Source organism: Streptomyces sp. SID9727, assembly GCF_010550605.1.
GTDB lineage: Bacteria > Actinomycetota > Actinomycetes > Streptomycetales > Streptomycetaceae > Streptomyces.
This window is the reverse complement of the sequence record NZ_JAAGNI010000424.1, coordinates 1-15,574: the sequence shown is the minus strand read 5'-3', so window position 1 is coordinate 15,574 and position 15,574 is coordinate 1. Positions and strand designations below refer to the sequence as shown.

Below are 15,574 nucleotides of genomic sequence, written 5' to 3'. Positions count from 1 at the left end.
ATCAGAGCATTGTGTCTGAGCCCATGAACCCCTCCCGCCCGACGCCCGGCGACCCCGCCGAGGCGGACGGCGCCGCGGACGCGGCGCCCGACGACACCGTGCCCACCACCGCCGGAATCCCGGACGACGTGCGGGCCGCGTCCCTGGAACGCGCGCGCCGGATGCGTCAGCAGCCCCGCTTCCCCGGCGGCCCCGCGGCCGACCCGGCCGGCTCGCACCACGAGCGCCGCATCCGCAGCTTCCAGCCGCGCCGCAGCCGGGTCACGCCCGGCCAGCAGAACGCCCTGGAACGGCTCTGGCCCAAGTGGGGCCTGGACATCGACGGGTTGAGCGTCCTCGACCTGCCCGCCATGTTCGACGGGCTCCCGGTGGTGCTGGAGATCGGCTTCGGCATGGGTGAGGCCACCGCGCAGATGGCGGCCGACGACCCGGGCACCGGCATCCTCGCCGTCGACGTGCACACCCCCGGCCAGGGCAACCTCCTCGGTCTCGCCGACCGGAACGGCTCGACCAACGTCCGGGTCGCCAACGGCGACGCGATCATCCTGCTCCGCGAGATGCTGGAGCCGGAGTCGCTGGACGGGCTGCGCGTCTACTTCCCCGACCCGTGGCCCAAGTCCCGCCACCACAAGCGGCGTCTGATCCAGCCGGAGTTCCTGGACCTGGTGGCGGGCCCGCTGAAGCCCGGCGCGATCGTGCACTGCGCGACCGACTGGGAGCCGTACGCCGAGCAGATGCTCGACGTGCTGACCGCGCATCCCCGCTTCGAGAACACGGTGGCCGACGGCGGCTACGCCCCGCGCCCCGCCTTCCGCCCGCGGACCCGGTTCGAGGGCCAGGGTCTGGGGAAGGGCCACGTGGTGCACGACCTGCTCTTCGCGCGCGTCTGATCCGGACGGACACCATGGCCGTTGTCGGACCCGCTCGTTAGGGTCGAGGGGTGTCCGACGGGTCAGTTCAGCGACAACGGCGGGATCAGCCGGCCGTCCCGGTGCTCCAGGAGCAGCGGGTCGGCGAGATCCTGGCCGCCGTGCCGGCGCGGGGCCAGTGGCGCTACCGCCCGCGCCGCGTCGGCCTGCTCTGGCGGAACCGGACGTTCCGAGTAGTCGCCGTCTTCACGCTGCTGGCGCTCTGCGGGGTGGTGATCCTCGCCCTGGTCCGCGACCAGACCGGCACCGAGGGGTTCCTCGTCGGCCTGGGCCTGGCCGTCCTGCCGGTCCCGGTGCTGATGACCGCCTTCCGCTGGCTGGACCGGGTCGAGCCGACCCCATGGCGGAATCTGCTGTTCGCCTTCGCGTGGGGCGCGTGCGCGGCGGCCCTGGTCGCCATCCTCGCCAACTCGTTCGCGACCCGGTGGATAGCCGGCAGCGATCCGGGGAACGCGGACACCCTCGGCGCCACGGTCATCGCACCGGTGGTCGAGGAGAGCGCCAAGGCGGCGGCCGTCCTGCTGCTCCTCCTCTTCCGCAGGCGGGAGTTCACCGGGATCGTGGACGGCGTCGTCGCCGCCGGCTTCACGGCGACGGGGTTCGCCTTCACCGAGAACATCCTCTACCTGGGCAACGCCTTCGGTGAGGACCAGCAGACGGACTCCGGCTTCGCGGCGGTGACCGTGGTGACCTTCCTGGTCCGGGCCGTGATGACCCCGTTCGCCCACCCGCTCTTCACCGTCCTGACCGGCATCGGTCTCGGGATCGCCGCGAGCACCGCACCCGGCCGCCGGACGCGGCGCATCGCGGTCCCGCTGCTCGGACTGGTCCTCGCGATGGGCATGCACGCCCTGTGGAACGGCTCGGCCACCTTCGGCCGGTACGGCTTCTACGTCGTGTACGGGGCGTTCATGGTCCCGGTCTTCGGTCTGGTGACCTGGCAGGTGGTCCGGGCCCGCCGCAAGGAGCTGCGCTCCCTGGCCGTCGAGCTCCCCGCGTACGCCGAAGCCGGCTGGCTCACCCCCGACGAGCCCCGCGCCCTCGCCTCCATGCGGGCCCGCGCCCTCGCCAGAAACGCGGCCCGCCGGCGGTACGCGGTGAGCGCCTCCGGCCCTTCGTACCACCCGGCGCACGCGAAGGTCCGCGCCAAGGAGGCGAAGGAGCGCGGCAGAGCGGCGGCGCGTGCGGTCGCCGAGTACGAGGCGTTCGCGACGTCCCTCGCCTCCCTGCGCCGGCAGGCCGGCCGGGGCAGGGCGGACCCGGACTTCGCCGCGCGCGAGCTGGAGCTGCTGCACCACCTGTGGCAGCGCCGCGATATCGCGGGGCCGGCCCTCGCCTACGCCGCCCGGGCCACCCACCGCCGGCCGCCCGGCTACACGGCCGCCTGGCCGCCCGGCCGGCCGTACGGGAGTGCCCCCAGGCCGTACGCGTACGGCGGCCCCGGCCCGTACAGCGGCCACCCGAACCCGTACAGCAGCCCGCCCCCGTACCCGGCACAGCCCTACGGCCCACAGCCCCGCACCGCACCGCCCTCCACCGGCGGACCACCGGCCTGATCCGAACGAGAGACCCTAGGCCGAGGCCGCCGTCAGTGCCGCCAGCTCCTCGTCCGTCAGCTGGAGACCGGCGACCGCCAGCAGGGCGGGCAGCTGGTCGACCGTGCGGGCGGAGGCGATCGGCGCGGCGACCGTCGGGCGGGAGGCGAGCCAGGCCAGGGCGACCGTGGCGATCTCGGCGTCCCGGTCCCGCGCCACCGTGTCGAGCGCGGCGAGCACCCGCTGTCCGCGTTCCGACTCCAGGTGGCCCGCCGCGCTCCCGGCCCGGGCACTGTCCACGGTCGTCCCCGGGCGGTACTTGCCGGTGAGGAAGCCGGCGGCCAGCGCGAAGTACGGGACGGCAGCGAGCCCCGCGTCGGCGGCGGTGTCCTGGAGCTCGCCCTCGTAGGTGTCCCGGGAGACGAGGTTGTAGTGCGGCTGGAGCGCCACATAGCGGGCCAGGCCCTCGCGTTCGGAGAACGCGAGGGAGGCGCGCAGCCGGGCGGGGCTGATGTTGGAGGCGGCGATCTCGCGGACCTTGCCCTCCTTCACCAGATCGTCGAGGGCGGTGATGATCTCCTCGACGGGGACGGTCTCGTCATCGAAGTGCGTGTAGTACAGATCGATGTGGTCCGTGCCGAGCCGGCGCAGCGACTCCTCGGCGGCCGACTTGATCGTGGGCGCCGAGAGGCCCTTGTAGCCGGGGAGGGCGCCGACCTTGGTGGCCACCACGACGTCGGCCCGGTTGCCGCGCGAGGCGAGCCACTTGCCGATGACGGTCTCCGACTCGCCGCCCTCGTTGCCGGGAACCCAGTGCGAGTAGGCGTCGGCGGTGTCCACGAAGTTGCCGCCGGCCGCCGCGTACGCGTCGAGAACGGCGAAGGACTGGTCCTCGTCCGCGGTCCAGCCGAAGACGTTTCCACCGAGGCAGAGCGGGAAGACCTGGAGGCCGGACGGGCCGAGATCGCGCAGTGAAGTCATAGGGGGAACAACGGATTCCGCCCGCTCCGCTATTCCGTGCCCCATACATCCGGCAGGCTGCGGCCACGCGGACCGGCAGCCCTGACGTCGGGGGGGGTGTGCGTCAGGGCTGCCGGGGTTCGGACGGCCGCGTACGGGGACGGGCCGGGTCTTCGGGGAAACGGACCTCAGACGGTCAGACCGCGGGCGCGCAGCCAGGCCATCGGGTCGATTCCGGTGCCGTCCGGGGTGTGGACCTCCAGGTGGAGGTGCGGGCCGGTCACGTTTCCGGTCGCGCCGACACGGCCGATGGTGTCGCCGGTGGTGACCTTCTGGCCGACCGTGACGCCGATCGAGGACTGGTGGCAGAACCACAGCTCGGTTCCGTCCTCCAGCTCCAGCACCGTGCGGTAGCCGTAGGCACCGGACCAGCCGGCCGACTTGACGGTACCGGTGTGGATGGCCTTGATCGGGGTACCGGTCGGGGCCGCGAAGTCGAGGCCCGTGTGGTGGCCCGAGGACCACATCGAACCGGCCTCGCCGAACGTCGAGGTGATCGTGTACGAGGAGGTGGGGATGGCGTAGCCGGCGGCGAGCTTGGCCAGGCGCAGGGCCTCGGCCTTCTTCTTCGCCGCCTCCTCCGCCTTCTTCTTCTCGGCGGCGGCCTTGGCCTCGGCCTCGTCCTGCTGCTTCTTCGCCTCGGCTGCGGCCTTCTCGGCGGCGGCCTTCTCCTCGGCCGCCTTCGCCTCGGCGTCGGCGGCGACCTGCTGCTGTTCGGCCTGCTGGAGGATGCGGGCGCGCAGCGCCTCGCCGGCGTCCGTGGTGCCCTGCTCGGCCTCGGCGGTGGTGATGCCGGCGGTGGTCAGCGGTGCGGCGACGGTGGCGGTCGCGGGGGCTTCGTCCTCGCTCTCGCCGGAGAACAACGCGCCCACGCCGGGAAGGGACTTGGCGTCGGGGAGATTGTCCGCGATGGAATCGGGAAGAGAGATGGAGACCGGCGGTTTGCTCTGCGCGGTGGCCATGCCGCCCGCGCCGACGGCCGCGATGACACCGACGCCGAGGACGGTGGAGCTACGGGCCAGACCATTGCGCTGCTTGGCGACACGGTGCTTGCCACGGACGGGACGGACGGACTCCTCGGTGGGGTTCCATTCCTCCCAGGCCCGCTCGGACTCGGCGTCGTCGGCGCGGAAGCCGCTGCCGAACCCGGCACCGGTGCCGAAGCCGTTGCCCCGATCGGTCGCGTAGTCACTTCCCTGTTCCGGCATGTACGCGGCACCGGGAACGGACACGGCGTCGGCACCGTATTCGGGCACGAACCGGGAAGGTGACTCGGGGGCAGGCTTGTTGGACGCCACGCGGGCGCACTCCTTTCCTTCCTTCTCGCCTACCGGGTTAGCTGACGGGTTCGGAGCAGGAAGGTCTCCTACGGGTTCCTCCGCCTCTCGTGAAGACGAAGATGCCCGATTCACCCCATGTAGGTGGTTCCCCGGTTCCCTTGCGGAATTCGGCGCACGCGCGCGGCGCCGTCCCTGACGACGGCTGGGACAACCGCGCTGCGTTATCGAACGTTAATAGACAGACGGGTCCGATTCCAAGCTGTTCCCACTGATCGTTCACGCGCACGGCCTGGACTTTACGGGACACAAGCGGGTGGAACCGGGCGAGTTGCTCGGCGTCCCACCACTACGCGTTTTCTGACGTTGCGTCAAATGTTATGCGGAGCGGCGCCCCTCAGTCACCCAGCGTGGCACCCCGCTTGACGATCTTCACCGTCCTGCGCCGGTCCGGCTGCCCCTTGGCCGGCCGGGCCACCGCGAGCAGCGCCATGTCGTCGGTCGACTCGCCCCCCGTATGCAGGCGTACGTCGTCGGTCAGCGCGGACAACAGCTCCTCGGGACCGGGGAAGAGGCGCCCGCGCAGCCGCTCCGCGGGATCGTAGAAGACACCGTCGGCGTCCCGCGCCTCCGACAGCCCGTCCGTGTAGAACAGCAGCGTCCCGCCGGCCGGCAGCTCCCAGTCGTCCGAGCGGTCCGGCCGCACCCCCAGGTCCATGCCGAGCGGAAGCGCGGGCTCCGAGGGCGTCAGCGCCTCCACCGCCCCGTCCCCGTGCAGCAGCAGCGGGTCCGGATGGCCGCGGTTCACCATCCGTACGCTCTGCGCACCCGGCGGGATCTCCGCGAGCACCGCGGTCACGAACCCCTCGAACGCGTCCAGGTTGCTCCGCCGCACCGACTCACGCGCCAGCGCGCGCTCCAGCCGCTGCGCCACGCCCTCCAGCGACTTCTCCTGCTCCGCCGCCTCCCGGAACGCACCGATCACCACCGCCACCGCGCCGACCGCCTCCAGCCCCTTCCCGCGCACGTCCCCCAGCACGAGCCGTACGCCGTACGGAGTGTCAGCGGCGGCGAAGAGGTCGCCCCCGACGAACTCGTCCGCCTGCGCCGCCTCGTACCGCGCGGCCACCTGGAGTCCGCCGATCCGCTCGGGCGGCGCGGGCAGCACGGCCCGCATGGCCGTCTCGGCGATGATCCGGGCGGACGCCAGCTGGTCGCTGCCGCGCCGCACGACCCGGTTGATCACGCACGCCTGCACGGCGACCGTGAGCACGGTGACCATCTCGATGAACGAGACCACCTGGACCAGGTCGCCGGTGTAGAGCCGGATTCCGGCGACGGCGAGCACCGAGGCGATCCCGATCCGGATCGTGGTGCCCATACCGAAGAAGGGCGCGGCGATCAGCGGAGCGGCCGCGAACATCGGGACGGCCGTGTAGGAGGGCGGCGTGAAGAGGTCGAACACCACCCCGATGACGATCATCGCCACCGGCAGCACCCGGACGAACCGGCGGCTCACCGTGCCGTCGGGCCCGCGCCACCGTCGTTCCCACTTCCCCACCTGCGGTCTCCTGCCCGGTGCAGCCACGGCCGCGGACGGTACCGCGCACCTCCCCCAGCCTCGCGCCCGCGCGGCCACCGGGCGAGTCCTCGGCCGCCGATGGGGCGAAGCGGACGCGCCGGCAGGGAGCCCCGTCGAAACGCATCAGGCCCGGCACGCTGCTTGCGTGCCGGGCCTGATCCTTCAGTAGCGGGGACAGGATTTGAACCTGCGACCTCTGGGTTATGAGCCCAGCGAGCTACCGAGCTGCTCCACCCCGCGTCGGTGAACCCAACTCTACGTCATGTCCGGGGCCCTCATGACCACCGCCCGCGCGCCCCGGCCTCCTCACCGCCCCTCCGCTCGGCCCGCACGGACAGGCAACGGAGTGAATGTGGTGATATGACTGTTTTCAGATTCAGCCAGTCCGACGAGGACCCGGGAGTGGACGATGGACGACTATCCCCTGCTCAACCTGTTCTGGACGATGCTCTGGTTCTTCCTCTGGATCATGTGGCTCTTCCTCCTCTTCCGGGTCATCATGGACATCTTCCGCAGCCACGACCTGAGCGGCTGGGGCAAGGCCGGCTGGCTGATCCTGGCGCTGGTACTGCCCTATGTGGGCGTGCTGATCTACGTGATCGCCCGCGGCAGGTCCATGGGCAAGCGCGACGTCCAGGAGGCGAAGGAGCGTGACGCCGCCTTCAAGGCGTACATCAGAGACGCGGCGGGTACGGAGGGCGGCAGCCACCGGGGCGGCCACGTCGAGGACCTGTCGAAGCTCGCCGACCTCAAGGACAAGGGCGCGATCACCGAGGAGGAGTACCAGCGGGCGAAGTCGAAGCTCCTGGTCTGACACACCCCGGCGCCGGTTCCGGCCCGGGCGACGGCACCGCCCCGCCCCCGGCATGACAGTGCCCCGGGTCCGCGCACGCGCGGACCCGGGGCGAGGGGTAGGCCGTGTGGGACTCGAACCCACAACCAACGGATTAAAAGTCCGCTGCTCTGACCAATTGAGCTAACGGCCCTCGGCAGATCACCCCCGAGCATAGCCCGCCCCGGCCGCGCAGCCGATCGGGTATCGGCCGCGCGGCCCCGTCACCGGGACCGGGGCGGGCTCAGAGCCTCAGAAGATGCCCTTGTACGTCTGCCAGCCGGTGGCGATCTGCGTACGGGCTCCGAACGAGCCCTTGCCGTTGCCGTTGTTCCGGAACAGCTTGCCCGCCGAGTCGCGGACGACGATGTCGTTCCGGCCGTCGCCGTTCAGGTCGCCGACGCCGGCCATCGTGTTGTACGAGCGGCCCCAGTCGGTGAACACCTTGACGCGCGCGGCGAAGCGGCCGTTGCCCAGGCCGTTGTAGCGCCAGAGGCCGCCGTTGCGGTCGTGGCCGAGCAGGTCGGGGATGCCGTCCCCGGTGATGTCGCCGACACCGGTGATCTGGGCATACGTCCGCCAGTCGGTGTTGATCCTTGTCCTCGGGAGGAACTTCCCGGCCGCCGTGCCCGCGTAGAAGTAGATGTCACCGGTGGACTTCTGACGGGCCACGAGGTCCGCCCGGCCGTCGCCGTTCAGGTCACCGGGCGACGTCAGCACGTCGTACTGCTGCCAGCCGCCGCCGATCACGGTGTGCTTGCCGGCCGGCTTGTAACCGGAGGCGCCGCAGCTGCCCTCGTACCGGCGCAGTTCCCCGCCGGGCGTCCGGACCAGCAGCTCGGAGCAGCGGTCGCCGCTGGTGTCCGCGAAGGGCACGGCGACGGTGCCGGCCGGCCAGCCGGCCCCGGACTTCTTGCCGCTGAACACACCCGAGGTCTGCCCGAACTGGATGGTCAGGTCCCCGTGGGAGTTGAGCGTGACGAGGTCGCCGATGCTGTCCCGGCCCTGGTCGTGGAAACCCTGCCGGCCGCCGGACACGGACACGCTTCCGCTGGTGGAGTACGTCCCCGCGCCGTCCTCGGCCGTCGCCTTCAGCGTCCAGGTGTGCTTGCCGTTGCCCGCGTACGCGCCCGCGTCCGTCGTGCCGTCCCAGGTGACGTCCGCCTCGGTCCCGTCAGCGCCCTTGAGGGTCCGCACCGTACGGCCCGTCCAGTCCTTGACGGTGTACGTCCAGGAGACGGGCTTGTTGAACTGCATGGTGCTGTTCCAGCTCTCCGGACCGTCGACGCCCTTGACGTCCAGGTAGTCGGACCCCAGGTCGGACGCGATCCTCGCGAGAGGCTGCGCGGGCACCCCGCTGGGCACGATGTGCAAGGTCTGCGCGGCGTCGAGATACACGATGTCGCCGCCGAACTTGTCCACCGCCCAGGTCAGCCGCCGCTGGTCGGCGGTCTTCCCGGCCGGGAGGTCCGCAATCGCCCGCGGGGCGGCCGCCTTGCCCGTGTGGAAGTCCGTGAGCAGCAGCTTGCCCGCCGTCCGGTCGTGCCGGACGAGGTAGCCGTCGCCGACGAGAGCGGGCCCGGACGGCACGGTGAACGACTTCTTCGCCGTACGGTCGTACACGCCCGCCGCACCGGTCGTCCCGCAGTTCCAGTAGACCCAGCGGCCGACCGTGCGCACTTCCTTGATCACGCAGGGCGCGCCGGTGGCCACCGTCAGGACGACCTTCTTCGTCTTCAGGTCGGTCCCGGAGAGCGCCCCGGTGGTGGTCGCCGCCCAGAGCGTGGTGCCCCAGACGGATGCGGCGCTCGGGGTGCGGACGATGGGGGCCGCGGTCGAGGTGTAGCTCGGGTACATTCCCGCCCGCTGCTTGGCGGGGGAGCCTCCGTTGACCACGTAGGCGCGCCCGGTCAGGTCCACGACCTGGGCCGTGCCCACGGGGTACTTGACGTCACCACCGTGGTACGCGTTCCCGGGCGCCCAGAACTTCACCGTCTCGGTACCGGTCTCGTCGCCGTCGACGGACACCGTGCCGACGTCACCGTGGCCCGAAGCCACCAGCTCGACGCAGCCGCCGTTGTCGCAGGGCACCGTGCCGAGGTGCGCGCCGTTGGCGTACGTCCCGGCGAAGGCACGGCTCTCGCGCGCCCCCACGGTCGTGGCGTCGGCGGACACCCGGCGGTCGTACACCATGCGGTCGCCGGAGGCGCTCTGCTCCGCCGTCACCAGCCGCCCGCCCGCGAAGTCGAGGCCGTACACCCCGGTCGTCGCCACGGTGGCCGGGGCGGGGCCGGCGGCACTCGCCGGTACGGCGGCCGTGGCGAGCACGGTCGCTCCGGCCACGGCGCCGACGAGGGCCGCGCGGCCGCGTATGAACGTGGTCAAGAGAGGTTCCTCCCGGGAAGCCCGGATGTCGGGTGAGTCATCAGAAGAGGCGGGTGTACATCTGCCAGCTGCCGCCGACCTTGGTCCGCGCCGCCAGCGCGCCCTTGCCGTCGCCGCGGTAGCTCCACAGCACCCCGGACGTGTCGCGGGCCAGCAGGTCCGCGACGCCGTCGCCGTTCAGGTCGCCGGAGCCGACCATCGTGTCGTACATGGTCCAGCCGTAACCGATCTTGGTACGGGCGCCGAGTGTGCCCTTGCCGGTGGCCGGGTAGCGCCACACGTTGCCCGAGCGGTCGCGGGCCACCAGGTCGCCCTCGCCGTCAGCGTTCATGTCGCCCATGCCGGCCAGGAGGTACTCCTGCCAGCCGTAGCCGATCTTCACGCGGGGCTCGAACAGGCCGTTGCCCTTGCTCTCGTAGAAGTACAGGTCGCCCGTGGGCGTCCGGCCGAGCAGGTCGGCCCGCCCGTCGCCCGACATGTCGCCGGGCGAGGTCAGGGCGTCGAACATGTTCCAGCCGGTGCCGATCTTCTTGTACGGCGTGCTGGGCTTGAGCGCGGCCCCGCAGGCGGGCGTGTACGCGCGCAGCTCGCCCGCCTTCGTACGGACCAGTACGTCGTTGCACCGGTCGCCGCTGACGTCCTCGAACGGCACGGCGGCGGTCACGGTGTTGTCGCCCGTCCAGCCGGTGGCCGACACCTTGTCCTCGACCCGCCCGGCCCCGGTCCCGGTCCCGGCCCGCCAGTCGGCCTGACCGGCCGAGGTGAACGCGAGCAGGTCCCCGAACCCGTCGTTCTTGACGAAGTCCCGCGCCACGGCGGCCCCGCCGGTCAGCCCGAAAGTGCCGGACGTGGTGAGGGCAGCGCCCTGGCCGTCGGCGGGGGCGGCGGTGAGGGTCCAGGTGTAGGAGCCGTTGGGGGCGTACGCGCCGGAGGCGGTCCTGCCGTTCCAGGCGGCCGTCAGACGGCCGCGTGCCTCGCCACCGGTGAGTGTGCGCACGATGGCCCCGGAGGCCGTGTTCCTCAGCGTCAGCTTCCAGGAGGCCGCGGGCTTGGAGAGCCACCAGGAGCCCTGCCAGTCGGCCGGCGCGGTCAGGGTGCCGGGGGTGTGCGCCGTCACCGCGGAGAGCGGGGAAGCGGGCTCACCGCTCTGCACGACGTGCATCACCCCCTCCATGTCGACGTAGGCGATGCCGCCGCCGAACCGGTCGACCGAGTACACCGCGTTCCGGTTGTTGTTACCGCCCCCGCCGACCCGCACACCGAGGTACCGACTGGCCACCGTTCCGCTCTGGAACGTGGTCAGCCGCAGTTCGGCGCCGGAGTACTGGTGCTGCACGAAGAAACCGTCACCCAGCAGCCCGCTGCCACCGACCCCGGGCAGAGTGGTCTTGGCGCCCGTCCGCAGGTTGACCACCCCGTGCCGCGTGTACTGCTCGCAGGACCAGTAGAGCCAGTCACCCGCGGTTTGCAGTTCGACCAGTGCGCAGGGCGCGCCGGTCTCCACGGTGCCGGTCTGCTTCAGGGTCGTCAGATCGGTCTTCGCCACCAGCCCCTTCGTGGTGGTGCCGGTGAACAGGGTCTCGCCCCACACCGATGCGGCCGTCTGCGGCTGCTCCAGCACGACGGACGAGCCCTCGGCGGCGTCGAGGTCGACCACCACCGTCTTGTCGTCCGGAACGGGCATTCCCTCGATCGACGGACGCCCGCCCTGATAGACCGCGTAGCGGCCGAAGGATTCGGTGAGCCGTCCGTCGAAGTTGCCCGTCAGGGCCCGGGCCGCCTCCGTGACGGACCGCCGTCCGACGATCTCGACCTGCGGGTTCTTCTCGTAGTTGCGGACCTGGTAGACGCTGCGGCCGTCGCCGCTGTTGAACAGCCGGGTGCACAGGCTCTGACCGCACGCGGTGTAGTCGTAATCCCGCCCGGACTCCTTGCCGATCCAGGACGGAGCGCCGGCTGTGGGCGCACCCGGTGCCAGGCCGAGCGAGCGGTTGTAGAAGCCCGCTCCCTGAGGGCCGTCGAGCTCGACGGTGGACAGCACGCCCCCGCTCAGGGCAAGGGCCTGCACCTGCGCCGGGACCGGCTCCACACGGGCCAGGTTCTTGAGAACGGGTACTCCGCCGACCCCGACGGAGATCTGCTTCAGGTGCCAGTCGGTCGCCGAGGTGCCACCCACCACCGCCACCTTGTCCCCCGGCATCGACACGAGCCCCCGGCCGGACTTGTCCAGCAGGGGTATCCGCTGCTTTCCGTCCACGGACAGCGCCACGAGCCCTCGCTGCAGGTCGGCGTCCAAGCCGCTCACGTCCTCGGAAGCGAGGACCCAGCCGTCGAGCAGCCCGATACGGGCGCGGTCGAGGCCGTCCGGAAGCGGGAAGGCCTGCTCGGGGGCGTCGAGCGCCGCCCGGTCCAGCACATGGACCTGCCGCGCCCGGTCCGTCCACGCGACCGACCCCGGTGACAGGGCGGCGTTTCCGAAGAAGTCGGCCGTCAGCACGGTCATCTTCCCGGTGGCCAGGTCGAGCAGCGCGAGCCGGTCGCTCCCGGAGCCGCTGGGGAAGGCCAGCACCACCGCGTCGGCGTCCGCAGCGACAAGACGCGCGCGGCTCATGTCCGCTCCGGCCGGCCAACCGGTGACCGGCACACTGGCGGACTGGTCACCATCGGCGGGCAGGATGTACCAGCCGCTGATGACGATCTCCCCGGTCCCCTCGCCCTCGTCGTCCTCGGGGACCTGCCTCTCCACGAGGACGGAGCTTCCCGCCAACGCCTTGAACCAGTCGCCCTGAGGCAGGTTCAGCTTGGTCTCCGTGCCGGTCACGGCGTTCCGGAGCACGGTGTCGTAACCCTGGTGATCCACCACCAGGTCGGACTCGGCCCCGAAGTACCCGACGGATTCGTTGGAGTCCCCGTACCCGAGGCCGATGCTCTCGCCCGACCCGAACCGGGTCCACCGGTAGGTGTCGCCGAAGCTGGGTTCCGCGTCCTCCGGGGCATGGGTGAAGCCCAGCGGGCCGACCGACGTCAGCACCTCGGCCCTCGGCAGGTTCCGCCAGTTGGGCGTGATGTCGAACGGTGCCGGGGCCGCGGCCTGCGCGGCTGCCCCGGCGGGCTTGTCCTGCCCGTCCGGCGATGCCGCGGCCGCCGTTCCCGAAGCCACGGCGACCCCCCAGGCCGCGACGACGGCCACCGCGCCGCGCACGAACACATGACGTCTCAAAACGGTTGCCTCCTGGGCACCTCAGAGAAGGCATGAGGAGGACGCGGCAGACATGCCGCAGTTTGCGCGAAGTGAAACCCCCCGGCCCCAACCCCCCATGCGAATGCGACGACTTTAACAGCAGGCGCACAGGCGCCGACAGAGGGATTCGAACTCGTTCAAAACCTGCTTCCACCACTGCCGGACGACCAAAAAGAGCGGGCCCGTCCGGAAAGGACGGGCCCGCTCTCAGCAGACCTTCAGAGGACCGTCAACACACTCAGCCGTTGCGCTTCCAGCGCGGCTTGTCGTCGCGGCGGCCGAAGGAGCCGGTGCTGGTGCCGGTCGAACGGTGGTCGTCGCGGCGGCCGTTCGGACGGTCGCCGCCGGAGCGGAAGCCACCCGACGGGCGGTCGTCACGACGGTCGCGGTTGTACGGACGGTCGCCGCCGCCGGAGCGGAAGCCGCCCGAGGGACGGTCGTCGCGACGGTCGCGGTTGAACGACGGGCGCTCGTCACGGCGCTCGAAGGAGCGGCCGCCACGGTCGTCCCGGCGGTCGCCGCCGGAGCGGAAGCCACCCGACGGGCGGTCGTCACGACGGTCACGGTTGAAGGGACGGTCGCCGCCGCCGGAGCGGAAGCCGCCCGAGGGACGGTCGTCGCGACGGTCGCGGTTGAACGACGGGCGCTCGTCACGGCGGTCGTTGCCCCGGTAGCCGCCCGACGGGCGGTCGTCACGGCGGAACGGACGGTCGCCCCGGTCGCCCCGGTCGTCGCGGCGGTCGTTGCCCCGGTAGCCACCGCGGTTGTCGCGGCGCTCGTAGTTGCCCCGGTCGTCGCGGCGGTCCTCGCGCACGGCCGGCTGCTCCGGCACGGAGGCGGCAGCCGCGAGGGCGGCCTCGGCCTCGGCGGTGACCTCGGCCACGGCGGCCTCGGGGTCGTCGCCGCGCTCACGGGCGGCCCGCGCCACCAGGCGGTCGGCCTCCTCGCGGAGCTCGACGGCGCGGCGCTGGGCGCGCTCCAGCTGCTTGGTCAGCTCGGCGGCCTCGCGCTCGGCCTGCTTCGCGGCGTTGTTCGCGGAGTCGGCCTGGACCTCGGTGAGCGAACGGGCGCCGGTGATCTCGGCGACCTCCGGCTCGAAGACGCCCGCGCCCTGCACGATGTGGCGCGAGGCGTCGACGCCCGCGTCCTCCATCAGGCGGAAGATCTGGCGGCGCTGGTGCGGCAGGGCCAGCGAGACGACCACACCGGACTTGCCGGCCCGGGCGGTACGGCCCGAGCGGTGCAGGTAGTCCTTGTGGTCACCGGCCGGGTCCACGTTCAGGACCAGGTCGATGCCGTCCACGTGGATACCGCGCGCGGCGACGTCGGTCGCGACGAGCGCGTTGACGTACCCCTTCTTGAAGTCCTCCAGGACCCGGGTGCGCGCGCCCTGCGTCATGCCGCCGTGCAGCGCGTCCGCCTTGACGCCCGCGTCGACGAGCTGTTCGGCGATGCGGTCGGCGCCCAGCTGGGTGCGGACGAAGATGATCGTGCGGCCCTTGCGGGCGGCGATCGCGGAGGTGACCGGCGCCTTGTCCTTCGGCTTCACGACGAGGACGTGGTGCGACATGGTCGAGACGTTGCCCTGGGCGGAGTCGACCTCGTGGGTGACCGGGTTGCTCAGGTAGCGCTTGACCAGCGTGCCGATCTCGTTCTCCATGGTGGCGGAGAAGAGCATGCGCTGGCCGCCCTCGGGAATCTGGTCCAGCAGCTCGGTGACCTCGGGCAGGAAGCCCAGGTCGGACATCTGGTCGGCCTCGTCGAGGACGGCGACCTGGACGTTCTCCAGCGAGCACGCGCCGCGGTTGATGATGTCGCGCAGCCGGCCCGGGGTGGCGACGAGGATGTCGACGCCGCGCTCCAGGGCGTAGATCTGGTTGCCCATCGACGTACCGCCGCAGACGACCTTCATCTTCAGGCCGAGCACGTCGCCGTACGGCTGGAGCGCGTCCGCGACCTGCATCGCGAGCTCACGGGTCGGGGTGAGGATGATCGCGCGGGGCTTCTTCTTCTCGGTGCGCCCGTCCGCCAGCGCCGACAGGGTCGGCAGGCCGAAGGAGAGGGTCTTGCCGGAGCCGGTACGGCCGCGGCCGAGGATGTCCTTGCCGGCCAGGGCGTCCGGGATGGTCGCCGCCTGGATCGGGAAGGGCGTGGTCACACCGTTCTGCGCGAGCTTGCGGACGATGCCCTCGGGCAGGCCCAGGTCGGCGAAGGTGACGGTGGGCTCAGCGGCCTCGGCGGTCTCGGAGGACTCGGCGACGACGGCCTCGGCGACAGCGGTGAGCTCGTCGTTCTCGACGTTCTCGGGCATGACGGTGCGGTCAGAACTGGAAATTGACATGCGAAATGCGAAACCTTCCGGAGTCTCGGCACGCGCCCATAACTCCGTGATTTCGCAATGTCGACCGCCTCAATGCGGTCCAGCCACGGCAAGGGAGAGTACGCGCCACACGGCGCTCTTCTGTGTCGGCGCCGGGCAATGGGATCAAACGATCTACCACCATACGCACTCTCACCCACATTGCGCAAGCCGCCCCCCTCGCCCACCCCCTCACACCGGTCCCACCTGCGGTGATGCCTCCGGCGTCCGCACCGCCGCCACCCCGTCCGGCCACCCCACGGCATCGGTACGGAGCTGAGCGGCCGGAGACGCCGAGGGCGCCGGCGGCGCGGGCTCCGAGGGCTCCGGCTCGGGCTCCGGCTCCGGCGGCGCGGGCGTGTCCGCCGGATCCTCCGGACCGGGTACGGGGCCGGGGTCGGCCGGCGCCGAGGG

Annotated in this window: 9 protein-coding genes, 2 tRNA genes, 1 pseudogene and 1 riboswitch; of the genes and pseudogenes, 3 read left to right on the top strand and 9 right to left on the bottom strand. The window is 71.7% G+C overall.

What is annotated here, in order from left to right; all coding sequences use genetic code 11:
• The first annotated feature begins 23 nt into the window (after positions 1-23).
• On the top strand, positions 24-890 hold the full coding sequence (gene trmB / locus G3I41_RS29590; protein ID WP_164403562.1) for a tRNA (guanosine(46)-N7)-methyltransferase TrmB: 867 nt from the start codon (positions 24-26) through the stop codon (positions 888-890).
• Between the two features lie 50 nt (positions 891-940).
• Entirely contained in the window at positions 941-2,485 is a 1,545-nt protein-coding gene (locus G3I41_RS29585; protein WP_343242250.1) for a PrsW family intramembrane metalloprotease, read from the top strand.
• Positions 2,486-2,500: 15 nt separating this feature from the next.
• Here the strand turns inward: G3I41_RS29585 and G3I41_RS29580 are convergent, their stop codons facing one another.
• The 4 genes from G3I41_RS29580 to G3I41_RS29565 form a co-directional block, all read right to left on the bottom strand.
• The gene (locus tag G3I41_RS29580) at positions 2,501-3,445 is read right to left on the bottom strand and encodes an aldo/keto reductase (RefSeq protein ID WP_164403560.1); all 945 of its coding nucleotides are present in this window, start codon (positions 3,443-3,445) and stop codon (positions 2,501-2,503) included.
• Between the two features lie 167 nt (positions 3,446-3,612).
• Positions 3,613-4,782, bottom strand: a complete 1,170-nt coding sequence (locus tag G3I41_RS29575) for a M23 family metallopeptidase (protein ID WP_164403559.1) — start codon at positions 4,780-4,782, stop codon at positions 3,613-3,615.
• Positions 4,783-4,793: 11 nt separating this feature from the next.
• Positions 4,794-4,947, bottom strand: a riboswitch (cyclic di-AMP (ydaO/yuaA leader).
• Positions 4,948-5,158: 211 nt separating this feature from the next.
• The gene (locus G3I41_RS29570; protein WP_203601841.1) at positions 5,159-6,244 is read right to left on the bottom strand and encodes a PP2C family protein-serine/threonine phosphatase; all 1,086 of its coding nucleotides are present in this window, start codon (positions 6,242-6,244) and stop codon (positions 5,159-5,161) included.
• Positions 6,245-6,509: 265 nt separating this feature from the next.
• Positions 6,510-6,583, bottom strand: a tRNA-Met gene (locus G3I41_RS29565).
• Positions 6,584-6,752: 169 nt separating this feature from the next.
• Between G3I41_RS29565 and G3I41_RS29560 the strand changes: the two genes are divergently transcribed.
• Positions 6,753-7,157 carry an SHOCT domain-containing protein gene (locus tag G3I41_RS29560; protein ID WP_164403555.1) on the top strand — a complete coding sequence of 135 codons (405 nt, stop codon included), beginning with the start codon at positions 6,753-6,755 and terminating at the stop codon, positions 7,155-7,157.
• Between the two features lie 98 nt (positions 7,158-7,255).
• Here the strand turns inward: G3I41_RS29560 and G3I41_RS29555 are convergent.
• From G3I41_RS29555 to G3I41_RS29535, 5 genes and pseudogenes are all read right to left on the bottom strand, one after another.
• Positions 7,256-7,329, bottom strand: a tRNA-Lys gene (locus G3I41_RS29555).
• 98 nt (positions 7,330-7,427) lie between these two features.
• Positions 7,428-9,560, bottom strand: a complete 2,133-nt coding sequence (locus G3I41_RS29550) for an FG-GAP-like repeat-containing protein (RefSeq protein WP_164403553.1) — start codon at positions 9,558-9,560, stop codon at positions 7,428-7,430.
• A 40-nt stretch (positions 9,561-9,600) separates the two neighbouring features.
• The gene (locus G3I41_RS29545) at positions 9,601-12,780 is read right to left on the bottom strand and encodes an FG-GAP-like repeat-containing protein (protein WP_164403551.1); all 3,180 of its coding nucleotides are present in this window, start codon (positions 12,778-12,780) and stop codon (positions 9,601-9,603) included.
• 259 nt (positions 12,781-13,039) lie between these two features.
• Positions 13,040-15,112, bottom strand: a complete 2,073-nt coding sequence (locus G3I41_RS29540) for a DEAD/DEAH box helicase (protein ID WP_164403549.1) — start codon at positions 15,110-15,112, stop codon at positions 13,040-13,042.
• 240 nt (positions 15,113-15,352) lie between these two features.
• A pseudogene (locus G3I41_RS29535) lies at positions 15,353-15,574 on the bottom strand (hypothetical protein); the annotation flags it as partial.

Coding starts and splice junctions, on each gene's coding strand:
- G3I41_RS29570 (WP_203601841.1), bottom strand. CDS start 6,244: ATGATCGTCATCGGGGTGGTGTTCGACCTCTTCACGCCGCCCTCCTAC.
- G3I41_RS29580 (WP_164403560.1), bottom strand. CDS start 3,445: ATGACTTCACTGCGCGATCTCGGCCCGTCCGGCCTCCAGGTCTTCCCG.
- G3I41_RS29560 (WP_164403555.1), top strand. CDS start 6,753: ATGGACGACTATCCCCTGCTCAACCTGTTCTGGACGATGCTCTGGTTC.
- G3I41_RS29540 (WP_164403549.1), bottom strand. CDS start 15,112: ATGCCCGAGAACGTCGAGAACGACGAGCTCACCGCTGTCGCCGAGGCC.
- trmB (WP_164403562.1), top strand. CDS start 24: ATGAACCCCTCCCGCCCGACGCCCGGCGACCCCGCCGAGGCGGACGGC.